This is a genomic window from Actinoallomurus vinaceus, assembly GCF_039542055.1.
GTDB classification, from domain to species: Bacteria; Actinomycetota; Actinomycetes; order Streptosporangiales; family Streptosporangiaceae; genus Actinoallomurus; species Actinoallomurus vinaceus.
The window spans coordinates 230427-251557 of sequence record NZ_BAABHK010000007.1 but is presented as its reverse complement, the minus strand read 5'-3'; the positions used below and the strand labels follow the sequence as shown (position 1 = coordinate 251557).

Genomic DNA, 21131 nt, shown 5'->3' with positions numbered 1-21131 from the left:
TCAGCGTTCGCAGGGCGGAGGCTCCTCGTAGGGGATCCGGGACATGTGCAGCACGTCGCCCAGCGTGCCCCAGCCGTCGCCGCCGAGTTTGGTGAGCGGACGCAGCCGCTCGGCGCTGGGCCGGCCGTCGACGACGTACTCCTCGTGCACGGCGGCGTGGAGTACACGTCCCAGGACGAGCGTGGAGTTGCCCACGCGAAGCGTGATGTGAGAACGGCATTCGAGGACCACGGGCGCGGCCGCCACTCTGGGCGGCCGGACGTAGCGGCTCGGTTCGCGTTCGATGCCGACCAGGTCGAACTCGCTGACGGCCCGCGGGAAATCGGTCGCGGTCCGGTTGATCAGTTCCAGCATCGACTCGGTGGAGAAGTTCACGACGAATTCGCCCGTGTCCTCGACATTGCGCAGAGAGTCCTTACGGCCGATCGAGGTGAACTGGACGATCGGGGGATCCGTGCTGGCGATGGTGAAGAACGAATGCGGGGCGAGGTTCTCGGTGGATCCGTCCGGTGTGACGGTCGACACCCAGGCGATCGGGCGAGGGATCACGAGGGACGTCATCAGCCGAAAGAAGTCGACGCCGCGCATGATCTCGGGGTCATAGTCGACGCGCACTGTCATATCTTCATGCGCAAGCGCCGCCACGAAATACCCGTAATGCGGCAAATGGCGACAATAATGCATAAAGTTTCGGAATACGGGCCTGGAACATGCACAGTGGCGATAGCGGCGATCTCCTCGATCGCCCATCGTATGCACCGTTCCAAACGTCATCGAGGGCCGCGGGCGGGCGACGCCGTCTCGCCCGGCCGGGGTCGCGGCGCGGCCCCCTCATGACGCCCGTCGCTGGGCGGTGTCACATGCGCCAGATCCTGAGCTCGCGCCTGAGTGCGGGGAACTGCCGGACGGCCAGCACGACGACACCGGCGATCGCCGTGCCGATCAGCGCCTTCTTGATCATGGTCGTTTCCTCCGATCGATGTCAGCCCGGCGGCAGGTTGGGCATGATCTTGAGGATCGCGTTGTGCTTCCTCGGCTTGATCCCCGTGGAGCGGCGCGCGTCGGCGGTGCCGTCCCTGCGGTGACCGATCTGCCTGCTGAGCCTCCGCTTCGCGTTGCCCTCCCGTATGCCGGGCACGTGGGCCGGGGTGTCCGGCCTGACGTCCGGCTTACCGACCCGGATCCGTCCCATGGCATCTCCTCAGTTCGTCGAAGAACAGCTCGATCTCGCTCCACACCAGCGCACCGCCTGACATTCCCGTCCAGTGCCGGCGCACGATCGCGACCAGGCGGTAGCAGTCGTCGATGGGGACCAGCCAGGCCTCCGTGCATCCCCGGGCGGTGTTGACGAGGACCGCCTCGACGTCGGCCGTCATGGACGTCAGCGGCTCGGCGTCCGCGACGGCGGACCGCCACCGCGGTGGATCGACCTCCCACCGTGTCGCGCCGGCCGGGCTCGGATAGTGCGCGATGACGCGGCCGTCCGGACGCCGGACGAAGAACGCCAGCCCGACCGGGACGCCCACCGTCGCGGGCGCGAACGCGGGCAGCGGGACGCGGCGGTCGGGAATCAGCGCGAAGTGCCCCTGGCCGGCCTCGTCCCGTTGGAAGAGCACCGAGCACGCGTAGCAGACGCACCGTGGCTCATCCGCCCGCAGATCCAGCAGGTGCCGGTGGTCCTCCGCGATCGGCCGGGAGCACAGTTCGCACGGCTGCCCCGGCCGGCCCGCTGCCGTCGTACGGTCGACAACCCGCCGCAGCGCACCCGTGCTCTTCACGCCGTCCCATCCGGAATCCGGGTGGCCGGCCGGCGCAGCAGGGAGTCGGCGGGAATCACCGTCGGGGCGCGCTCGGCGGGCGTGACCTCGACCCGCCGTAGCTCAGGAGCCACGGCGAGCACGGCGTCGGCGAGGGCCCGTTCGACCGCCGCCGCCGACGACGCGCAGCCCCGGCTCCCGGACCATCGAAGACGCGCGACGTCGCCGGTGATCTCGGCCAGCTCGACCGCGCCGCCGGTCCGAAGGGCGGGGCGCGCGTCGTCGAGCACGCGTGCGACGCGTTCCTCGACCGGCTGCGGGTGGATGCCGTGCAGGATGAGGAGGTGGTGCACCAGCTCGTCCCGGGTCAGCGCCGAGGCGAGCTCCGGCAGCCCGTCGACCAGGGCCGTCATGCGGGCGAGCGCGGTGCCGTACACCTCCGTGAGGGCTTCGACCGCCTGCGCCGCGATCTCGGCGACGGGCCCGGTGGCCTGCTCGAGCCGTTCGAGAAGCGTGTCGAGCCGGACGAGCCGGTCCTGGACCTCGTCCTCCGGCAGGCCCGCGGCCGGCGGGTCAGCCATGGCCCGCTCCGAACGTCGGCGAGTGGAGCTTCTTCAGCACGGTGCCGTTGCCGAGGTACATGTGGACGCCGCAGGGCAGACAGGGATCGAAGCTGCGGACGGCACGCATGATGTCGACGCCCTTGAAGTCGTCCGGGCCGTTCTCCTCGAAGATCGGCATGTCCTGGACGGCGTCCTCGTACGGGCCTGGGACGCCGTGGATGTCACGGGGACTGGCGTTCCACGGGGTCGGCGGATACGGGTGGTAGTTGGCGATCTTCTTGTCCTTGATGACGAGGTGGTGGGACAGGACGCCGCGTACCGCTTCGTGGAATCCGCAGCCGATGCCCTCGTCCGGGACCGTGAAGTCCTGGAAGACCTTGACGTCCCCGGCGCGGACGCGCCCCATGGCGCGCTCGAGGAAGTGGAGGGACATGGCGGCCGCGTAGGCGATGAAGTAGGCCCGGGCACGGTCCCGCTCGAGCGCGTTGGACCACCGCGGGATCCTCCACTCCAGGGTCGTCTCCGGAAGTTCGTCGCCGCGGGGCAGGCTTATGCGCACGCTGGAGCCGGTCGCCTTGACGTACGGCGTGTCGACCAGGCCGGCGAGCGCCGTGACGTAGAGGCGGGCGAACGGCCCGCCGCCGGTGTCGAGGGCCAGGTTCTCACCGGTGCGCTTGTCGAACCAGCGGGGGCTCATCACCCAGCTGTACTTGTTCTCGAAGTCCCGCTTCTGCGGCACCGGCAGCGTCGTCTGGTTCCACGGGTGCCGCATGTCGACCGGGTTGCCCAGCGGGTCGTGCGTGACGAACGGGTCCTCGTTGACCCAGTCCTCGTAGTACGAGCTGCCGAGCAGGATGCGGATGCCGAGGTTGATGTCGACGAGGTCGGTCGTGACCAGCTGGCCGTCCACGACGACGCCGGGGGTGACGTTCATCGCCCGGCCCCAGTGGGTCATGTTCTCGTACCGGTAGTCGCAGACCTCGGGGTCCTGCCACGCTCCCCAGCAGCCGAGCAGGACGCGCCTGCGCCCGACCTCCTCGTACCCGGGCAGGGCCTCGTAGAAGAAGTCGAAGACGTCGTCGTTCATCGCGACGGCCTTCTTGACGAAGTCGATGACCGAGATGAGGCGGCTCAGGTAGTCGGTGAACAGGGTCGGCTCGGGCATCGTCCCCACGCCGCCCGGATAGACGGTCGAGGGGTGGACGTGCCGCCCCTCCATCAGGCAGAACATCTCCCGGGTCGTGCGGCTGACCCGCAGCGCCTGCTTGTACACCTCGCCCTCGAACGGGTTGAAGGCCTCCATGATGTCGGCGATCGTCCGGTAGCCGTGGATCTCCGCGCCCGGCGCCTCCGTCTGCCGTGCCCGCTGCAGCACGCTCGGGTTGGTCGCCTTGACCATCGCCTCGCAGAAGTCGACGAACACCAGGTTGTCCTGGAAGAGCGTGTGGTCGAACATGTACTCGGCGGCCTCGCCGAGGTTGATGATGTCCTCGCCGAGCGGCGGGGTCTTGATGCCGTACGCCATGTTCTGGGCGTACACCGAGCAGGTCGTGTGGTTGTCCCCGCAGATGCCGCAGATCCGGCTGGTGATGAAGCCGGCGTCGCGCGGATCCTTGCCCTTCATGAACACCGAGTAGCCGCGGAAGAGCGACGAGGTGGCATGGCATTCGGCCACCCGCCGGTTCGCGAAATCGATCTTCGTGTAGATGCCGAGGTTGCCAATGATCCGGGTGATCGGATCCCAGGCCATCTCGACGAGCTGCTCGCCGGCGCGCTGCGGCGCTCGCGTCCGATCGGTCAGTGCCATCTGTCGGTCTCCTTCGCCCTCCGGCCGGTCACGGACGCCAGTGCGGGTCGTATCCGCTGGTCAGTTCGCGTTTGTTGTGGCGCCACTTGGGTTCGGTGTTCACCGTCTGGTTGGTGAAGCCGCGCAGTCGGCGGATGAACATGCCGTACGGCTTGGCGAGGGCCGACGACAGCGATCCGCCCGGGGGCTCGTCCATGAACGGCATGAACTTGTCGGGGAAGCCGGGCATCGTGCAGCCGATGCAGATGCCGCCGACGTTGGGGCAGCCGCCGACGCCGCCCATCCAGCCGCGCTTGGGCACGTCGCAGTTGACGACCGGTCCCCAGCAGCCGACCTTCACCTGGCACTTGGGCGAGTTGTAGTCCTTGGCGAAGTCGGCCTGCTCGTAGTACCCGGCCCGGTCGCAGCCCTCGTGGACGGTCTTGCCGAACAGCCACTGCGGGCGCAGCATCTTGTCCAGCGGCGGCGGGGGAGCGTCGCCCGCGGCGTGCTGCAGCACCCAGGTCAGCGTCTCCATGAAGTTGTCGGGCTGGATCGGGCATCCGGGGACGTTGACGATCGGCAGCCCGCCGGTCGACGTGAAGTCCCAGCCGAGGTAGTCGGCCAGGCCCATGCATCCCGTCGGGTTGCCGGCCATCGCGTGGATGCCGCCGTACGTCGCGCAGGTCCCGGCCGCGACCACCGCCCAGGCCTTCGGGGCGAGGCGGTCGATCCACCAGTTCAGGGTGAGCGGCTCGCCGGTCTGCGGGTCGTTGCCGAAGGACGTCCAGTAGCCGTCGCCCTCGATGATGTTCTGGTTGGGAACGGATCCCTCGATGACGAGGATGAACGGCTCCAGCTCGCCGGCGGCCGCCGCGCGGAACGGCGCCAGGAACTGCTCGCCGCCCTGGGCCGGTGACAGGACCTTGTTGTGCAGGGTGACCCGGGGCAGGCCCGGGATGATGCCGAGGACGATGTCCTCGATCGGCGGCTGCGTCGCGGCCGTCATCGCGACCGTGTCGCCGTCGCAGCTCATCCCCTCGGAGATCCACAGGATGTCGATGTGCTCGAAACCCTGGCCGCTCGTGGGCTTCTCGGCGGTCTGCTGGTATCCGGGCTCGGTGCTCATGTCCGGGGCCTCCCCCCTGGCCGGTCACGCTCCATCACGATCTCCTCTCCTCGGCAGGCTCGAACGCGATCGACTCCAGCACGACCTCTTCGGCGTCCATCGCCTCGACGTCGATGCCGCCGCACCGCGGGCAGGCGGCGAGGGAGAGGGCGTCGGTGGCATCGGTGCGAACGCCGCAGCCGCGGCAGTGGACCGACGGTGGCCGGACGACGAGCTCGACGCTCGCCCCTTCCGCCACCGTTCCGGCCGCGGCCAGCCGGAAGCCCTGGTCGATGACGCCCGGATCGACCGGGTGGCCGGCCACGGACACCCGCACGCCGGTCACCCGCCGCCCTCCGGCGCGGCGTACGGCCGCGTCGACGATCGCGTCGCACAGTCCCATCTCATGCATCGGCCGGTCGCCTTTCCGCCCTTCCGGGCTTCGTCGCTTCTTCGCACGCCAGCTCCGTCACGAGCGAGACCGCGTCGTCCACGACGGCGCGCACCGGCTCGGACAGCCCCATCCGCTCCTCGATGACGGCCGGCCGGCAGCCCACGACGAGCACCCGGTCGACGTCGCCGCCGATGGCACGGAGCAGCCCGAGGACGGCTTCCGGATCCATGCCGTGACCGTCGAGAGCCGGGGGAGGCGGTGGCTCCGGGCCGGTCGGCGGATCGACCTCGAGGACGGCCAGCGTCCCCGGCGGGCCGTCGAGGGGGACGGCGTCGACCATGATCAACGTGTCGTGGCGGCCGTCGAGCAGTTCGTACGCCAGGTGGACGCCCCGGATCCCGTAGTCGGCCACGTCCACGGTCGCGGGAAGCGCCGACGCGTCGATCCGGCCGACGACCTCGACGCCGAACCCGTCGTCGCCGAGGAACACGTTGCCGATGCCCGCCACGAGCACCCGGCGGCCGGGCGCGCTCATCCGGTGCCCTCCGCATCGGCGAGCGGCTCGATCTCGGCGGGGGAGAAGTAGCGGAACCGCCCGTACCATCGGTCGAGCTCGGCCCCGGGATCGTCCTCCAGGGTGACGGCCAGCTGACGGGAGCCGTCCACGTCGAGGAGCACGGCCTCCACCCTGGCGGTCCGGCCCTCCAGGAACATGTCCTGCGGGTCGGCGCCCCGCCGGTGCGGCAGCAGGCGCACCCGGCTGCCCCTGGTGACACGCAGGCCGGCCACGATGACGACGTCGGCGTCGGGGGGCAGGCCGGTCAGGTCGGGCGGGCTCCAGCGTGACGGAGGCGACGCGCCACCGCCGGCCGGGCCGAGGGAACGGACGGCCCCGTGCAGGCGGGACATCACCTCCGGCGGCATCGCGTCGACCCGGTCGATGATGGCCGTGGCACGGGGATCGGTCGCGCGGGCCTCATGTTTCTCGGCGTCGGTGAGCGTCAGCGTGCGCAGCGAGAGGATCTCGTCGATCTCGGTGGCGTCGTGCAGATCCCCGGGACTCTCCGGAGCGACCGCCGGGTGGTCGTAGAGCAGGATCGGTGACGACAGCAGGAGGCCCCGCTCGCCGGGCGGCCCGGCGAGCACGGGGAAGGTCCGCACGTTCGAGCAGGCACGGGCCTCCGCCTCGGCCCAGGCCGGCGGGTCGAGCAGCGAGACGAACGACGCGTCGCGCGCGGCCGCCATGGTGTGTGCGGCGATCGGCGATCGGCGCAGCGCCTCGGCCCGGGAAGCGTCCGGCGGGGTCGTACGGTCGGCGTTCTCGACGCGCACGCGCAGCCGGACGAGCCGGGGCGCGGTGGAACAGCGGGTCGCGGAGACCGCCACGGACGCGTCCACCGGCCAGGACCGCGACACCGTCCGTCCCACCGGGCGGCCGGCGTCATCCGCGAGCGCCGCGACGTCCTCGCCACCGGGAGCCCGAACGGCGAACCGCCGTTCGCCGGACAGCGCTTCGCCGACGGTGATCCGCACGTCGAAGTCCCGGGGGATCGCCTCGTCGAAGGCGAGCTCGAGCCGGGTGCCGATCCGGATGCGGTCGACCGGGCGATGGCCTCCATCCGGGCTTCGTTCCTCCACCGACCTGCTCCGCAGCTGCAGGAAGCGCACACGACACCAGATGGCGGACTCATCACTCGCCTCGAGCAGGCACTCGGTCTGCTGCCACCACCCTTCGGCGGACCCGGCCACCCCCTCGTCGTCCACCCCGCGCGCCTCGGTCCAGGCCCGCGGGGTCAGCACGCCGAACTGCCAGCGGACCCGGTTCTTCGCCGACGAGCGGCGATACGGGTACAGCAGATAGCCCTCGTAGAGGATCGCGTCGGCGACCGCGAGGGCACGATCGAAGGCGGCGCCGGCGGAGACCGGCTCAGCTGTCATGATCGCTGGCTCCCTTCTCCGACGGGGCGGACGCCGACCATCGACCGGCGAAGGTCCGGCAGGTGGTCCCTCGCACCGCGGAAAAGCGGCGTTACCGGTATAAGGCACGAGTGCCACGGAGAGTAAGTGACCCCTCCCTCTATGTGCTCTCGTCAGGTAGTCCCGGGTGCGAGGGGGCGCGCCTCGTCCGCGCCCCCGCCGCCCGAAGCCGGCCGGAAACGAGGGGCGGGCGTGGGTGTGATCACGATCATATGGGTACTCCCGGTGATGGAGATATCGCTCTCCGTATCGGCCGCGTCGATCAGCCGGGGGTGGACATGGCAAGGTCCGGCCGGGACCTGGGGTCGACGGCCCGCGCCGCGCACGCCGACCGTGTCGTGGCCCGGCCCGTCGGTGAACCCCGGAACTTCCTGCAGTGCTGCCTGCTCCTGCTGCTGCGGGAACGGCCCGCGCACGGCTATGAGCTGCTCGAACGGCTCAAGCCCTTCGGCATCGCGGAAGGCGACCCGGGGCACCTCTACCGCAGGCTCCGCTCACTCGAGCGCCAGGGGATGCTGTGCTCGAAGTGGGAGGCCTCGGAAGCGGGACCGCGACGGCGCACCTACCACCTCACCGACCGCGGTGAAGTCCTCTTGGGCACCTGGGCCGGCGTCCTGGCCGAGACCCGCGCGCTCCTCGACTACTACCTGGTCCGCCACGCGTCGGTCGCCGCGCCGGCCGAGGCCGGAGGGCAGGGGCGATGACGGTCTCGGAGGATGCGGTCGCCGCGGCGTTCGGCCGCCGTACGGAACCGGCGGAGGCCCTCGCCGCGGAGGCGGAGCCCATCGCCCGGGCCTGCCACGCCATGGCCGTACGGTTCCACCGGGGCGGCAAGATGATCGTCTTCGGCAACGGGGCACAGGCCACCGACGCGGCGCACATCGCGGTGGAGTTCGTCCATCCCGTCATCGTCGGCAAACGCGCGCTGCCGGCGCTGTCCCTCGCCGCCGACCCGAACGCCCTCACCGGCGTCACCCGCAGGGCCGGATTCGAGGAGATCTACGCGGCCGGCGTCCGTCTGATGGGAGCACCCGCCGACATCGCCGTCGGGCTGTCGGCGGACGGACGGTGCGAGAACGTCCGGCGTGGCCTGGCGGCCGCCCACGAGATGGGCCTGCTCACGGTCGCGCTCCTCGGTGGCGACGGCGGACGGATCGCGGGCGCCCCGCCGATCGACCACACTCTCCTGATCCGCGCGGACGATCCGCGCGTCGTCAAGGAGATCAGCGTCACCGCGTACCACATCCTCTGGGAGCTCGTGCACGTCTTCCTCGAGCAGCCGGGCGTCCTCGAACCGGAGCCGGGCCGATGAGCGGGCACCCGCCGGCCCCTGCCCTGCCACGCCGAAGGAGGCGATCTCGATGGTCCCGGGAGCCGGAATGAGCAGCGCCGCGTCCGACGACATGCGGTCGCTCTATCCGTCGCTGTACGACGGCGGTGCGGACTTCGACGCGGTGCTCGCGGAGGTGACCCGCTCCACGGTCGAGAAGGCACACGAGATCGTCGCGCTGCGAGCGGAGATGTGCCGGCGGAACGCCGGCCGGATCGCGGCGTGCGCGAGGGCGCTCGCCCGGTCGTTCGAGCAGGGCGGACGGCTGTTCGCGTTCGGCAACGGGGGGAGCAGCACCGACGGGCATGCGATCGCCGAGCTGTTCACCAACCCGGGACCCGGGGCGTGTCCGCTGCCTGCACTGGCGCTCACGAGCGACGTCGCGGTGCTCACCGCGCTCGGCAATGACGTCGCCTTCGAAGTGATCTTCGCAAGGCAACTGGCGGCCCTGGGCCGGACCGGAGACATCGTGGTCGGGCTGTCGACGAGCGGCGGATCGGCCGACATCGTCCACGCGCTGGAGGAGGCGCGGCGGCTCGGAATGGTGACCGTGGGCTTCGCCGGGTACGACGGCGGCCGGATGGCCGAGTGCGGCGCCGTCGACCACCTGTTCGTCGTGCCCTCCTCGTCGGTGCACCGGATTCAGGAGGCCCAGACGACCACGTACCAGGTCCTGTGGGAACTCATCCGGCGGGAACTGGACGCCGGCACCGGGCGAGCCGAGTCGCCGCGGTAGAGCGTTCCGCGTCTCGCGGTAGGGCGGTGCCGGATCCGCGTCCCGGATCGGGTGCGAGGGTCAGCAGATGCGCGGAAGTGGGTCGCCGACGAGGAGGTCGACGATTCGCGTTCCGCCGAACGCCGTGTTGAGCATCACCAGACCCGGCGGATCCGCCGCGACCCTCCCGATCAACGCCGCGTCGGCGCCCAGGGGGTCCGCGCGCAGGGCGGCGAGCGCTGCGTCGGCGTCGGCGCCGTCCACGACCGCGACCATGCGGCCTTCACAGGCGACATAGAGGGGGTCGATGCCGAGCAGCTCGCCGGCGCCGGCGACCTCCGGGCGGATCGGCACGGCCGCCTCGTCGATGACGATCGCGACCTCGGACGCGGCGGCCACCTCGTTCAGGACCGTCGCGACACCGCCGCGCGTCGCGTCCCGGAGCACCCGGGTGCCGGGCGCCGCCTCCAGGAGTGACGCGCACAGGTCGTGCAGGGGCGCCGTGTCGGACGTCAGATCCGCGTCGATGTCGAGTTCCCCGCGCGCGAGCATCACGGTGATGCCGTGATCGCCGATCGGCCCCGACACCAGCACCGCGTCACCGGGGCGCGCACCGCTCGCGGACAGGCACAGGCCACGGCCGAGCACGCCGATGCCGGCCGTCGTGATGTAACAGCCGTCGGCCTTCCCGCGCTGCACGACCTTCGTGTCGCCGGTGACGACCCGCACGCCGGCGCGGGCGGCGGCCCGGGCCATCGAACCGGCGACGCGCTGGAGCTCGTCGACGGGGAAGCCCTCTTCGAGGACGAACCCCGCGGACAGGTACAGCGGCCGCGCGCCGCACACGGCCAGATCGTTGACCGTGCCGTTCACCGCGAGATCGCCGATGTCGCCCCCGGGAAAGAACAGCGGGGAGACCACGAAGGAGTCGGTGGTGAATACCAGCCGCGCGCCGTCCACGGTGACGGTCGCGCCGTCCTCCATCGCCTCGAGCAGCGGATTGCGGAACGCCTCCAGGAACACCGCGTCGACCAGCGTGCGCGTCGCCTTGCCGCCCGCGCCGTGCGCGAGCGTGATGCGCTCTTCTCTGAGCCGGGGCCTGCGGCGCCGTACCTGCTCGATGCGCTCCAGAACCCGTCGTTCCCGATCCGGATCGCCGGTGGCGGGCGGCGCCTCGGGGACGTGCTCCGCCGCCGCCTCCCGGACGGCGCGCTCCGCCCAGACGGCGTGCTCCCGTGCCTCGCTCATGTTCCGCTCGCCTCCCGGGCGCGCTCCCGGCTGAAGCGGCCGAAGTTGTAGTACGCCGCGCAGGCGCCCTCAGAGGAGACCATGCAGGTCCCGATGGGGGTCTCCGGCGTGCAGGCGGTGCCGAAGACCTTGCACTCCCAGGGCTTCAGCACGCCCTTGAGGACCTCCCCGCACTGGCATGCCTTCGGATCGGCGACCCGGACACCCGGCAGGTCGAAGACCCGCTCGGCGTCGAAGCGCGCGTACGCGTCCCTCATCCGGAGCGCGGAATGCGAGATGAACCCCAGGCCGCGCCACTCGAAGTACGGGCGGGGCTCCATCACCTCGCCGATGACGCGCAGCGCCGTCTGGTTGCCCTCCCACGGCACGACCCGCGCGTACTGGTTCTCGACCTCGGCACGGCCCTCGGCGAGCTGGCGCAGCAGCATGTGCACCGACGCCAGGATGTCCAGCGGTTCGAACCCGGCGCAGACGAGCGGTCTCCCATAGTCGCGGGCGATGAACTCGTACGGCCCGCAGCCGATCACCGTGGAGACGTGACCAGGCCCCAGGAATCCGTCGAGGCGCAGATCGGGGGAGTCGAGGATCGCCTTGATCGCCGGAATGATCATCACGTGGTTGCAGAACACCGAGAAGTTGTCGACGCCGTCCGCCGCGGCGCGCAGCACCGTCATCGCGGTGGACGGCGCCGTCGTCTCGAACCCGATCCCCATGAACACCACGCGCCGATCCGGATTGGCACGCGCGATCTTCAGGGCGTCCAGCGGGGAGTACACCATCCGGATGTCCGCCCCCGCGGCCTTGGCGTCGAAGAAGGACCCCTGGCCGCCGGGGACGCGCATCATGTCGCCGAACGAGGTCATGATCACATCGGGCTGCCCGGCGATCGCGATCGCGTCGTCGACCCGGCCCATCGGAATGACGCAGACCGGACAGCCCGGTCCGTGGACGAGTTGGATCGCCTCGGGCAGGTGGTCCTCGATGCCGTGCTTGTAGATCGTGTGCGTGTGCCCGCCGCACACCTCCATGAGCCGGTACCTCCGCCCGGGCTCGCACAGCGCGGCGATCCGCGAGGCCAGCACCCGCGCCTTTCCCGCATCCCGGTACTCATCGACGAAGCGCATCCCGGCCCCCTCCTACAGGTTCGACTCCCGAAGCGCGGTGACCTCGTCGTCGTACGCCTGGCCCATGTCCTCGAGGAGGTCCAGGACGGCCTGAGCCTCCGACTCGGAGATCTTGGACAGCGCGAAGCCGACGTGAACGAGCACCCAGTCGCCGGGCCGCAGGCTCTGCCCCTCGAGCAGGCCGATGTTGACCCGCCGCCGGACTCCGCTCACGTCGACGGTCGCCAGGTCCGGAGGATCGTCACAGAACGCGACCAGCTCTCCAGGGATCCCCAGGCACATCCGCGTACTCCCGCCCCCATGGTCTGGACGGCCACCTCGCCGCCGCGCACTGACTTCGGGCATCCGTCACGCCACGGGAAGGACCGCCCGCGACCATTCCGGCGACATGCCCTCCCGCGATCCGTGATCCGCTCACCGGAGCGCTCGGTCGCCGACGGGGTACCTACCCCCGGTCTTCCGGGAATCGCCATGGGCGCCGTCATCTCCCGGAAAAGACAGCCGTCATCTCCTGGAAGAGACACTCGACGAAGAAGGTCCGCCGCCGCTCACCCTGCCGCCGGTGGGGCTCCGAGGTCGTCGCCCGGCTCGCGGTCGCGCAGGTAGCGAGTGTGGTCGCGCATCCGCCGCGTGTCGGCGTCGTAGACGTCTTCGGCGGTCTTCGTGACGGACGCCGTGATCAGGTCGAGCTGGGTGACGAGCTCCTCACCCGCCGTTCCGTGGCCGATCCGGCGGGCGGCGTACCAGCGGGGCAGGTTGAGGTAGGTCTCGAAACCGGTCGGAAGGTCGGTCCGGATCGCGCGGGACACCTCGTACAGCAGGTCGGGTGAACCGTTCAGCACGTCGGACCGCAGCAGGACGTCGCGGAGCATGGACGCGATCACGTCGAGGCGCTCCAGGGCCTCCGCGGGCACGCGATGGTCGCGCACCCGGGCGACCAGCCCGTCGAGGTCGGCGCGCAGCCGTCCGATCTCGGCCGTCGTGTCGTCGACGACGAGGTTCACCCTCTGCGGTGGTGCGGCCAGTGCCCCCACGCCGTACAGGCCGGCCACGACGAGCGGCCAGTACGGCCCCGCGAGGCCCGCGAGGTGCAGGCCGAGCCCGGCCAGGCCGGCCACCGAGCCGACGAGGTTCTTGGTCGACCCGAGGTAGCGGACGACCCGGTCACTGATAGCCACGGATCTCCTTGAACACCACGGACAGCGACTGTGACCGGGCGTCGAACGTCCTGCCCTGCGTGAGCTGCGCGAGCGCGGTCATCTGACCGATCGCCGACTCCCCGAACAGGACCGTGAAGACCGGGATCCGCCGCAGCTGCGGAGGCTGTCCCTCGTACCAGGCGCGGAAGGATTCGGCCGAGGCGCCCTTGTTGCTCTCACCGTCCGACATCAGCACGATCGACGTGAACCGGTCGGATTCGCCTCCCGTCGGCCGTACGGCCACCGAGTACGCCTGCTCCAGGCTGTCATAGATCGCGGTGGCGCCTCCGGCGGTGAGGCTCTGGGCGAAGCCGCGGATCCGCGCGAGTTCCGACTCGGGCCGGCTCGGGGGCAGCACGTACGTCGCGGGGGCCTCGGGCCGGGTGCTGAAGGGCAGCAGCGTCACCTCCTCGCGGTCGTGGAACCGCTGGAAGCGCCCGGCGAGAGTGGAGTCCGCGCCGGTCAGCGCCGTCAACGCGGCCTTCAGGGACGCCAGCCGCGCGCCTTCCATGGAGCCGGAGACGTCGAGCACGTAGACCGTGCGCGCCGGTCGGCGGAGCCGGTTGAAAAAGGCGTCGATGAGCGCCTCGACGGCGTCCGCGCGGGCGGGAAAGGGCAGCTCGGGCGGCTGGGCCGTGAACTCGGCCCCGGGCCGTACGTCCGGGTCGGCCGGCCGCCGGTGGGTCTGCGTCATGATCTTGCGCTGGACGTCGGCGCGTCGCAGGTAGCCGGTCAGCCTGCGGAAGGCGTCCCCGGCACCGCCGGACGCCGAGGACAGCAGCGTGAGCGGGTAGTCCGCGGTGACCACGCCGTCGCTCGGGTAGACGACGGTGAGCGGCTCGGGGAGCCGTCGCGAGGAGTTCAGGCCGAGGAGCACGGACTCGTAGTTGACCAGGCCGTCGACGCGGGACGGGTCGCGCGCGTACGTGTCCGACAGCCAGCCGGAGGATCCCGCGGTGAGCCGCTGGGCGGCGAAGAAGCCCTTCAGCCGAGGTGCGATCCGGTCGATGGCCGGGCCGTCCAGCGCGGCGCCGGTGCCCGACAGCGCGGCGGCGACGCCGACGATCGCGGAGAACCCGGAGTTCGACGACGCCGGGTCGGTCATGCCGTAGGTGAACCTCCCGGCCGACGCGGCGGCCGCGATCGCGGCCCAGGTCGGCCTGGTGCGGTCCCAGCCGAGGCGCCGTGCGGTCGAGGAGCGCAGGCCGAGCACCACGGGAGAAGACATGATCTTCACGGCGGGCCCCATCCGGGACCGGCCGTCCGGGCGCAGCGCCAGGTAGCGGTCGGAGGAGAACCAGACCGCGTCGTGCCGCGCGCCCGCCGTACCGCTGAGGACCTGCTGAACGCCGTCGAGGGTGCCGGCGTAGTCGAGGCTGACGCGAACTCCGGTGGCCTTCGTGGCCTCGCGGAGGATCGGCCCCAGGTCGGACAGCTCACTGCCCGCGAGGATGCGCAGCGTGCCGGCCTTTTTCGCGTCGGCCGGGGCACCGCCGCTGCAGCCCGCGGCGACCGCCAGGACCCCGGCGGCCGCGAGCCGCGCGAAGACGCGCCACACCCGTGGGTGGGGTCCCGTCATGATTCGAGCTCGTTCCGCTGATGGGCGCGGTTCAGGTACGCGGACGCCCGGTTCAGCTCCGTGCCGAGCGCGTCGACCGTGGCCTGCATGTTGGTCACGGCCTGCACCTTGAACGAGTCGATCGCGTCGATCGTGCGATAGATCTGCTCGAACGACGTCCGCAGGGTCTGCACGCCGACGGCCGGGTCGGCGGCGATCCGCTGGATCTCGCCGCTCTGCCCGGCGAGCATCTCGGCGTTGGTGCGGATGATGTCCTCGGTGGTGGCCCGCAGGGCGTTCACCTGCTCGATGACGAGCTTCTGGTTGGACAGCGCGGCCGCGATGGTCACCGCGATCCGCAGCGCGGACACGGTGGTCGACGCGGCCCGGTCCACGCCCCTGACCAGCTCGTCGTTGTTGCGGCGCACGGTGTCCAGCGCGAGGTACCCCTGGGCGCAGACGGCGAGCTGGGTGAGCAGATCCTGCCGCTTCTGGCGTACGGGGAACAGCACGTCGGCGCGCAGCGCGTTCGCCGTCTCCTCGTCCGCCGTCTCCATGATCTTCTGTTCGACGGCCTCATCGAGTGCCTGGGCGAGCACCACGTACTCCTGGAGCTTGCCCATCGTGGCCCACAGCGCGGCGCGCTCGTTCTGGATGGCGGCATTGTCGCGCCGCAGCTCGTCCTGCCCGGACCGCAGCGCGGCGACGATCTTGTTGATGTTGACGTTCGCCGACTGGTAGCGGGAGACGAAGTCGCGGAGGGACTTGCCGAACGGCAGCTTCGACAGCAGCCGCCGGCCGGTGACCTTGCCGACGTCCTTGGGATCGAGATCCTCGACCGTGCGCCGCAGCTCCACCAGGCCCTTGGCCACCCGTTGCTGCGCATCCGCGGACTCGCCCTTGGCCCCGGCGAGAGCCGCCACCGAACGGCCGAGCATCCTGTTCGCGGCCTGGGCCGACGCCCGGATCTCCCCGTCCCCGAGGGCGGCCACCTGGCCGATCTTGCCGGCGAACTCCGGGCTGCGCGGATCGAGCGCCGCGACCTCGTCCACGTACGTCCGCGCCCGCCGCGTCAGCTCTTCGCGCTTCGCGTCCTCGAGAGGGATCAGTGTCTCCGCGCGGTCCGCCGGGACGGCGGCGACGGGTTCAGGGGGCGTGAGGATGAGATCCTCATCTGCCATTGAGGCTCCTTAGCCGTACGACTTGGCGACGCCCGCGAGCAGGTGCTCGAGAGTGTCGTAAGAGGGAATGTCGACCACGTCGATCAGGTCGGTCGCGACCGGGATCCGGTGGTCGGTGGTGAGCTTGGTGAACCGCGCGGGATCCGCGGTGCGAAAGCCGTGCTGGGCCGCGAGCCGCTGCAACTCGGGGTCGCTGCTCAGCAGCCGGCCGACGCGGTCGCCCTTCGTGTCGAGCGGAACCAGCGTGTGCGCGGACTGCACCGTCGGCGACGGGTACATCAGCACCATGTCGGGCCGCAGTCGCCCCCGTACGCCGGCGTCGACGAACTGTGCCTCGTACGCGCAGACCAGGGGCGTCTTGCCCATTCCGAGGGACAGGTAGTCCTCGAAAGGGCCTTCGGTCGTGTTCTCGGTGTAGCCCTGGTCGAGGAAGAGCTCGGACAACAAGGGCAGCACCTTCTTCTCCGCCGCCTCTCCGCGCACGACGGAGTCTCCGTTGGCGACGTACGAGGCGATGGCCAGGTACATGGCCGCCGAGTTGGAACTGCGGGGGTCGGTCGTGGAGACGAGGATGTTCTTGCGCACCGGATAGGAGGTGTTGTTCTTCAGCTGGTCCCAGCGCACCTTCCGGGCGACCAGCCGGAGGTACCGCGACATGTCGAAGGTCCAGGTGGCGCCGTGGCGGGCGACGCCCTCCCGGGCGAGCAGCTCCGCGATCGGCTGGAACGTCGCGATGACCATCGGAGAGCTGAAGGGGGTGTACTTCGTGGTGATCCGGCGTTCCTGCTGGATCCGGTCGGCCGCGGGCGCGCTGGAAGGGAAGGCGAAGTCGTATCGCCCAAGGTCGATGGAGGTCGCGATCTGCCGCGAGCCGGCCGGGTCGACCTCGACTTTCAGCCCGTTACGGGTGAACGCCTTCCGCACCTGTGGGTCGTCGAAGAACGCCTGCTTCTCCGAACCGATGACGCCGCGGATCGTGATCGCCCCGTGCGACGATCCGCGTCCCTCGATGATCGCTATGACGACGCCGACCGCGAGGACCCCCGCCAGCGCCATGGAAATGAGCCGCCTCATGTCTGACGGCATTGTCCGCCGCGCGATCGACCGCCGCACCAGCGGCCGATGGCCGTCGGGTGACCGGGACGTTACGCGCTCACCGGTCGCGCGGTACGTCGAGGTGCGCGCGGAGCGCCGTGGCGACCTCGACCATCGGAGGGCGGGCGAGAAACGCCCTGGTAATCTCCCTTAGCCGAATACTGAAGAAGCCGAAGAAGCCTGTGGACCTGCGCGATATCGAGATCTTCCTGACGCTGGCCGAGGAACTGCACTTCGGCCGGACCGCCGAGCGCCTGCACGTCACTCCGGCCCGGGTCAGCCAGTCGATCAAGAAGCAGGAGCGCCGCATCGGCGCGCCCCTGTTCGACCGCACCACCCGCGTGGTACGACTCACTCCGGCCGGAGAGCAGCTCTACGAGGAGCTCAGCGTCGGCTACCGGCGGATCATGCACGGGATCGACGCGGTATCCGCCGCCGCGCGGGGCATCACCGGCACGCTCCGCGTCGGCTACTCCATTCCGTGGGCCGGTGACGTCCTCCTCCAGGCCGGCCGGGTCTTCCGCGACCGGAATCCCGGGTGCGCCGTCCAGGTCCAGGAGATCCAGTTCAACGACCTCCTCGGCCCGATGCGGCGCGGCGAGGTCGACCTGCAGATCAGCGAGTTCCCCATCGACGAGCCCGACATCACCGCCGGGCCCGTCGTCTTCTCCGAGCCCCGCGTTCTCATCGTCCCCGCCGACCACCTCCTCGCTCGGCAGGAGACGGTGTCGCTCGAAGACCTCGCCCAGGTTCCGCTGATCGCCGCCCGGCAGATTCCGGGCTCCCTGCTCGACTTCCATTTCCCGCGGCACACCCCGGACGGCCGCCCCATCCCACGTGGCCCGGCCTACACCTACTGGCCCGAGGTGCTCGCCCTGGTCGCCGCCGGTCTCGGCGTCTCCCCGGCCGCCGCCCGCGCCGCCGACTACCACGACCGTCCGGGCATCGCCTTCGTGCCCTTCCGCGACGCGCCAACCCTCGACTACGGCCTCCTGTGGCCCGCCGACTCCCGTGCCCCTCGCTTCATCCACGCCTTCATCGACACCGTCTGCGAGAGCGCCGGCATCACGCGACACGACGCGGACTGAGGAAGCCCGCGGTCTGGGGGAGGACGGCGGGGAGCCGCCCCCGTTGACCGGGGACGGCTCCGCTCGGGCCGACCGCGTCTACACCCAGGGCTGGCCGACGGCCCAGCTCACGTCGTCGGTCCAGGATGAGGAACTGTCGAAGTCGTGCGAGCCGCCGTTGGAGGCGACGTAGACGGTGTTGTTGTAGTGGCGGAGGAACCGGTCCGGGTAGTTGTACGAGGCGAGCGAGGTGCCCTGGCCGCTCTTGCCGGTCTGCGGGCAGAAGGTGGCGTCCGCGGCGAACAGCGAGCTGCCGTCGTTGTGCTGCCGGTACACCTGGAAGTTCTGGTGCCGCAGGTAGTCGCCGGGGTAGTTCTTCGACTCGAACGACACGCACGAACTGCTGGCCAGGCCGCTGTGCACGATCCACGTGGCGTCGTTCTTGTCGAGGTCCGAGCTGGACGAGGTGATCACCGACGTGATGGCCTGGTCGTTGTAGTGGCGGACGTAGCGGTCGGTATAGCCAGAGGTCGTCGCGCGCAGCGAGACCGACGAGCCGGGGGTGAGCGTTCCGCCGGAGCCGCCGCCGCTCGTCGTCGCGTATCCGCCGGCGACGATGCTCGCCTGGACCGCGTTCTCGGTGGCGTCGGTCGGGTAGCCGGAGGTCATGACGCCTTCGTAGAAGGTGCCGGCGGAACCCTTGCTGTTGTCGCCGCCGATTCCGAGGATGATGGCGCCTTCCTTGTGCATCGGGTTGTAGCCCGAGACGTTGGGGCGTTTTCCGCTGTAGTAGGTCGACAGGCCGCCGGACTGGGCGTTGCCGGCCCGGATGGACCACAGATTCGCCCCGCCCTTGACGATGGCGGTCAGGTAACGGTGGCTGACGGTCGGGTCATTGGCGTTGTATCCCGCGTTCACGCCGGAGAACAGGCCGTTCTCGAGGTCGGCCATGACCCAGGGGCCGTTGCCGGTGCCGTAGCCCCAGACCTTGATGTTGCCGAAGTAAATGGCCTCCATGTGGCCGTTGCCGGTGTCGTTGTTGCTGGTCTCGGCGTTCCCGTAGTCGAAGCAGCAGCCGCCGTTGTAGTGCGTGCCGTCGAAGACCGCGTACATGCCCTCCGGCTGGTCTCCGGTCGCGATGCCCGAGGTGTGGTCGTTGCGGTAGCCGGTGCCGGCAGCCACGTAGACGCCGTAGGCCTTGTGACCGTTGATCATGGTCGGCGCCGCGGTCGCGACCGCGAGGTTGTCCGGGCCGCCGGCCGCTCCGCCGCCGGGCGCCTGGGTGAGGTTGTTCCCCCGGCCGGACTGGTCGTAGATGATGGTGATGAGGCAGGTCGTGCCGGAGCAGAACGAGTCCTGCGAGGCGGCGTCGGCGTACCCGCCGGCGCTCAGCACGCCGATGTTCCGCGTGGCGTTGTCCGAAGAGCGGCGCACCTGGTACAGCGACCCGTTGTAGGAGGCGTACAGGGCACGGGTCGTGCTGTGCGCCGCCACGCACGGGGTGCCGCCGGCGGCGTAGATGTCACACGGCAGCGACGTTGCGGCCTGGGACGGCGTGGAGATGCCGCTCTGCAGGCCGGCGGCGAGCGTGACCGCCGCGCCCGCCGAGATCAGTGCTTTTCGCGCGCGGCGGAGCCGTGACAGAACATTCATGCTGAGCCTCTCATCCGGCGTCGGCCCGGGAGCAGTGGCGGTCTGCTTCGCATTTCTCTTCGTCTCCTCCGGACTTCGCCCTTTGCGTGTTCGATATATCGAACAATGTTCGGAAGCGGTCGTCTGGACGTTAAGACGCCTGTTGTGGCCTGTCAACGGCCTTTCATCGATTACTTGACAGACGCCCCGATCACAGCGTCAACGCCATCTCCGGCAGGAGGTGTGGTCGCGTACGGCCGGCGGCGGCCGTACGCGACCACGTCATTCCTATGCGCCGGGAGTCGTATTGGCGCGTCCCTTCTCGTACACGACGAGCCCCTGGGAGAGGCGGAGCGGGACGAGGATCAGTTCGACGATGAGGGCCTTCCACGCGTAGTAGAGATTGACCGCCTTTGTCAGGTAGACGAACGAGACGTTCATCAGCACCCGCAGCACCGGCAGCCTCCGCCGCCGCGCCGCGTAGATCAGCGGGGGCGTGGTGAAGACCAGCTCGGAGCCGAGCCACCACGCCAGGGTCTGGCCGACCGGGTGGTGCATCCCGAGGGTGAGGAGGAACGGGGCGGCCCACCACAGTGGCGCGGTGAAGACCTCGAACACCGCCAGGATGATCCACAGAGCCAGCATGGGCTTGCGGACGATCAGCCCTCCGAGGTGCAGCCGCACGTTCTGGAAGAAGCCGGCCATCCAGCGCCACACCTGCTTGCGCAGGTAGGTGAGGGTCTCGGGGTCGGCCGCCCACGCGACCGCGTCGCCGACGTAGACGGCCTTCCGGCCCGCGATCTGCTGGGACCAGGTGATGTCCATGTCCTCGACGATGGTGCGCTCGGGGAAGCCGCCGAAGGTCACGAGCATGTCCCGTCGGAACGCCGAGCAGCAGCCGGAGCAGACCACCGGGCTGTTCGCGTGGTTCTGGATCGGCCGGTTCCAGTGGAAGCCGAAGAGGTACTCGGTCGACCGGCCGCGCTCCCAGACGGTGCGGGTGAACCGCGTCTGCACATTGCCCGCCGCGACGACGACGGCCGGATCGTCGAACGCCGGCTTGATCTTCTCGATGTAGTCCGGCGCGAGCACGGTGTCGGCATCGACCGCGAGCACGAGATCGGTCCGGCAGTGCGGCAGCGCGTGGTTCTGCGCCTTGGCCTTGCTGCCGAGGTTGTGCGGGGGTGTCAGCACGGTCACCCCGTGGGCCCGCGCGACCACGCCGGTGCGGTCGACCGAGCCGTCGTCGACCACGATGATCTCGTCGGGCGGGACCGTCTGGCGGAGAAGGGACTCCAGCGTCGCCGGAAGCCCTTCCTCCTCATTGTGGGCCGGGACGATGACGGTGAGGGAGGCCATTATTTGCGCCTCCTGAACCGCGCGGCCGCCGTGACGAG

At 70.3% G+C, this 21131-nt stretch carries 22 protein-coding genes; 4 read left to right on the top strand and 18 right to left on the bottom strand.

Going from position 1 to position 21131, the window contains the following annotated elements; all coding sequences use genetic code 11:
• The 9 genes from ABEA24_RS25445 to ABEA24_RS25405 form a co-directional block, all read right to left on the bottom strand.
• Window positions 1-615: a flavin reductase family protein gene (locus ABEA24_RS25445; protein ID WP_345433558.1), complete on the bottom strand. Its 615-nt coding sequence runs from the start codon at window positions 613-615 to the stop codon at window positions 1-3.
• A 367-nt stretch (window positions 616-982) separates the two neighbouring features.
• Window positions 983-1192, bottom strand: a complete 210-nt coding sequence (locus tag ABEA24_RS25440) for a hypothetical protein (protein WP_345433557.1) — start codon at window positions 1190-1192, stop codon at window positions 983-985.
• A complete protein-coding gene (locus tag ABEA24_RS25435) occupies window positions 1170-1778 on the bottom strand; it encodes a DUF5947 family protein (RefSeq protein ID WP_345433556.1) in 609 nt (202 codons plus the stop codon). Before ABEA24_RS25435 ends, ABEA24_RS25440 begins: the two co-directional genes overlap by 23 nt.
• On the bottom strand, window positions 1775-2338 hold the full coding sequence (locus ABEA24_RS25430; protein ID WP_345433555.1) for a NifU family protein: 564 nt from the start codon (window positions 2336-2338) through the stop codon (window positions 1775-1777). Before ABEA24_RS25430 ends, ABEA24_RS25435 begins: the two co-directional genes overlap by 4 nt.
• Window positions 2331-4127: a nickel-dependent hydrogenase large subunit gene (locus ABEA24_RS25425; RefSeq protein ID WP_345433554.1), complete on the bottom strand. Its 1797-nt coding sequence runs from the start codon at window positions 4125-4127 to the stop codon at window positions 2331-2333. The genes ABEA24_RS25430 and ABEA24_RS25425 overlap by 8 nt, the downstream gene beginning before the upstream one ends.
• A 28-nt stretch (window positions 4128-4155) precedes the next feature.
• On the bottom strand, window positions 4156-5235 hold the full coding sequence (locus ABEA24_RS25420) for an NADH-quinone oxidoreductase subunit B family protein (protein ID WP_345433553.1): 1080 nt from the start codon (window positions 5233-5235) through the stop codon (window positions 4156-4158).
• A 34-nt stretch (window positions 5236-5269) separates the two neighbouring features.
• A complete protein-coding gene (locus tag ABEA24_RS25415) occupies window positions 5270-5626 on the bottom strand; it encodes a hydrogenase maturation nickel metallochaperone HypA/HybF (protein ID WP_345433552.1) in 357 nt (118 codons plus the stop codon).
• Entirely contained in the window at window positions 5619-6143 is a 525-nt protein-coding gene (locus tag ABEA24_RS25410; RefSeq protein ID WP_345433551.1) for a hydrogenase maturation protease, read from the bottom strand. The genes ABEA24_RS25415 and ABEA24_RS25410 overlap by 8 nt, the downstream gene beginning before the upstream one ends.
• Window positions 6140-7546, bottom strand: coding sequence for a hypothetical protein (locus ABEA24_RS25405; protein ID WP_345433550.1), 1407 nt, complete (start codon window positions 7544-7546; stop codon window positions 6140-6142). The genes ABEA24_RS25410 and ABEA24_RS25405 overlap by 4 nt, the downstream gene beginning before the upstream one ends.
• 317 nt (window positions 7547-7863) lie before the next feature.
• On the opposite strand from ABEA24_RS25405, the gene ABEA24_RS25400 reads away from it, so the two are divergent.
• The 3 genes from ABEA24_RS25400 to ABEA24_RS25390 all read left to right on the top strand — a co-directional run bounded on the left by ABEA24_RS25400 (window position 7864) and on the right by ABEA24_RS25390 (window position 9651).
• A complete protein-coding gene (locus tag ABEA24_RS25400) occupies window positions 7864-8289 on the top strand; it encodes a PadR family transcriptional regulator (RefSeq protein WP_345433549.1) in 426 nt (141 codons plus the stop codon).
• Window positions 8286-8897, top strand: a complete 612-nt coding sequence (locus ABEA24_RS25395) for a D-sedoheptulose-7-phosphate isomerase (protein WP_345433548.1) — start codon at window positions 8286-8288, stop codon at window positions 8895-8897. The genes ABEA24_RS25400 and ABEA24_RS25395 overlap by 4 nt, the downstream gene beginning before the upstream one ends.
• A gap of 67 nt (window positions 8898-8964) precedes the next feature.
• Window positions 8965-9651, top strand: a complete 687-nt coding sequence (locus ABEA24_RS25390) for a D-sedoheptulose-7-phosphate isomerase (RefSeq protein WP_345433547.1) — start codon at window positions 8965-8967, stop codon at window positions 9649-9651.
• A gap of 60 nt (window positions 9652-9711) precedes the next feature.
• Here ABEA24_RS25390 and hypE read toward each other — a convergent pair whose 3' ends face one another.
• From hypE to ABEA24_RS25355, 7 genes are all read right to left on the bottom strand, one after another.
• Window positions 9712-10878: a hydrogenase expression/formation protein HypE gene (gene hypE / locus ABEA24_RS25385; RefSeq protein WP_345433546.1), complete on the bottom strand. Its 1167-nt coding sequence runs from the start codon at window positions 10876-10878 to the stop codon at window positions 9712-9714.
• Window positions 10875-12002, bottom strand: a complete 1128-nt coding sequence (gene hypD, locus ABEA24_RS25380; RefSeq protein WP_345433545.1) for a hydrogenase formation protein HypD — start codon at window positions 12000-12002, stop codon at window positions 10875-10877. Before hypD ends, hypE begins: the two co-directional genes overlap by 4 nt.
• Before the next feature lie 12 nt (window positions 12003-12014).
• The gene (locus ABEA24_RS25375) at window positions 12015-12284 is read right to left on the bottom strand and encodes a HypC/HybG/HupF family hydrogenase formation chaperone (protein ID WP_345433544.1); all 270 of its coding nucleotides are present in this window, start codon (window positions 12282-12284) and stop codon (window positions 12015-12017) included.
• 266 nt (window positions 12285-12550) lie between these two features.
• Window positions 12551-13180 carry a hypothetical protein gene (locus ABEA24_RS25370; protein ID WP_345433543.1) on the bottom strand — a complete coding sequence of 210 codons (630 nt, stop codon included), beginning with the start codon at window positions 13178-13180 and terminating at the stop codon, window positions 12551-12553.
• Window positions 13167-14780 (bottom strand): vWA domain-containing protein, encoded by a 1614-nt coding sequence (locus tag ABEA24_RS25365; protein ID WP_345433542.1) that lies wholly within the window; start codon window positions 14778-14780, stop codon window positions 13167-13169. The genes ABEA24_RS25370 and ABEA24_RS25365 overlap by 14 nt, the downstream gene beginning before the upstream one ends.
• A complete protein-coding gene (locus ABEA24_RS25360) occupies window positions 14777-15940 on the bottom strand; it encodes a toxic anion resistance protein (protein WP_345433541.1) in 1164 nt (387 codons plus the stop codon). The genes ABEA24_RS25365 and ABEA24_RS25360 overlap by 4 nt, the downstream gene beginning before the upstream one ends.
• A 9-nt stretch (window positions 15941-15949) precedes the next feature.
• The gene (locus tag ABEA24_RS25355) at window positions 15950-17014 is read right to left on the bottom strand and encodes a hypothetical protein (RefSeq protein ID WP_345433540.1); all 1065 of its coding nucleotides are present in this window, start codon (window positions 17012-17014) and stop codon (window positions 15950-15952) included.
• Window positions 17015-17217: 203 nt separating this feature from the next.
• Between ABEA24_RS25355 and ABEA24_RS25350 the strand changes: the two genes are divergently transcribed.
• Window positions 17218-18123: a LysR family transcriptional regulator gene (locus ABEA24_RS25350; RefSeq protein WP_345433539.1), complete on the top strand. Its 906-nt coding sequence runs from the start codon at window positions 17218-17220 to the stop codon at window positions 18121-18123.
• Between the two features lie 78 nt (window positions 18124-18201).
• Here the strand turns inward: ABEA24_RS25350 and ABEA24_RS25345 are convergent, their stop codons facing one another.
• On the bottom strand, window positions 18202-19755 hold the full coding sequence (locus ABEA24_RS25345; RefSeq protein WP_345433538.1) for an alpha-L-arabinofuranosidase B: 1554 nt from the start codon (window positions 19753-19755) through the stop codon (window positions 18202-18204).
• A 267-nt stretch (window positions 19756-20022) separates the two neighbouring features.
• Entirely contained in the window at window positions 20023-21093 is a 1071-nt protein-coding gene (locus tag ABEA24_RS25340) for a glycosyltransferase family 2 protein (RefSeq protein ID WP_345433537.1), read from the bottom strand.
• Window positions 21094-21131 lie beyond the last annotated feature (38 nt).

What these genes read in the sequence shown, in the direction of transcription:
- ABEA24_RS25410 (WP_345433551.1), bottom strand. Translation starts at nt 6,143, where the DNA reads ATGAGCGCGCCCGGCCGCCGGGTGCTCGTGGCGGGCATCGGCAACGTG.
- ABEA24_RS25365 (WP_345433542.1), bottom strand. Translation starts at nt 14,780, where the DNA reads ATGACGGGACCCCACCCACGGGTGTGGCGCGTCTTCGCGCGGCTCGCG.
- ABEA24_RS25395 (WP_345433548.1), top strand. Translation starts at nt 8,286, where the DNA reads ATGACGGTCTCGGAGGATGCGGTCGCCGCGGCGTTCGGCCGCCGTACG.
- ABEA24_RS25425 (WP_345433554.1), bottom strand. Translation starts at nt 4,127, where the DNA reads ATGGCACTGACCGATCGGACGCGAGCGCCGCAGCGCGCCGGCGAGCAG.
- ABEA24_RS25430 (WP_345433555.1), bottom strand. Translation starts at nt 2,338, where the DNA reads ATGGCTGACCCGCCGGCCGCGGGCCTGCCGGAGGACGAGGTCCAGGAC.
- hypE (WP_345433546.1), bottom strand. Translation starts at nt 10,878, where the DNA reads ATGAGCGAGGCACGGGAGCACGCCGTCTGGGCGGAGCGCGCCGTCCGG.
- ABEA24_RS25440 (WP_345433557.1), bottom strand. Translation starts at nt 1,192, where the DNA reads ATGGGACGGATCCGGGTCGGTAAGCCGGACGTCAGGCCGGACACCCCG.
- ABEA24_RS25345 (WP_345433538.1), bottom strand. Translation starts at nt 19,755, where the DNA reads ATGAATGTTCTGTCACGGCTCCGCCGCGCGCGAAAAGCACTGATCTCG.
- ABEA24_RS25390 (WP_345433547.1), top strand. Translation starts at nt 8,965, where the DNA reads ATGAGCAGCGCCGCGTCCGACGACATGCGGTCGCTCTATCCGTCGCTG.
- ABEA24_RS25360 (WP_345433541.1), bottom strand. Translation starts at nt 15,940, where the DNA reads ATGGCAGATGAGGATCTCATCCTCACGCCCCCTGAACCCGTCGCCGCC.
- ABEA24_RS25375 (WP_345433544.1), bottom strand. Translation starts at nt 12,284, where the DNA reads ATGTGCCTGGGGATCCCTGGAGAGCTGGTCGCGTTCTGTGACGATCCT.
- hypD (WP_345433545.1), bottom strand. Translation starts at nt 12,002, where the DNA reads ATGCGCTTCGTCGATGAGTACCGGGATGCGGGAAAGGCGCGGGTGCTG.
- ABEA24_RS25420 (WP_345433553.1), bottom strand. Translation starts at nt 5,235, where the DNA reads ATGAGCACCGAGCCCGGATACCAGCAGACCGCCGAGAAGCCCACGAGC.
- ABEA24_RS25400 (WP_345433549.1), top strand. Translation starts at nt 7,864, where the DNA reads ATGGCAAGGTCCGGCCGGGACCTGGGGTCGACGGCCCGCGCCGCGCAC.
- ABEA24_RS25415 (WP_345433552.1), bottom strand. Translation starts at nt 5,626, where the DNA reads ATGCATGAGATGGGACTGTGCGACGCGATCGTCGACGCGGCCGTACGC.
- ABEA24_RS25355 (WP_345433540.1), bottom strand. Translation starts at nt 17,014, where the DNA reads ATGAGGCGGCTCATTTCCATGGCGCTGGCGGGGGTCCTCGCGGTCGGC.
- ABEA24_RS25340 (WP_345433537.1), bottom strand. Translation starts at nt 21,093, where the DNA reads ATGGCCTCCCTCACCGTCATCGTCCCGGCCCACAATGAGGAGGAAGGG.
- ABEA24_RS25405 (WP_345433550.1), bottom strand. Translation starts at nt 7,546, where the DNA reads ATGACAGCTGAGCCGGTCTCCGCCGGCGCCGCCTTCGATCGTGCCCTC.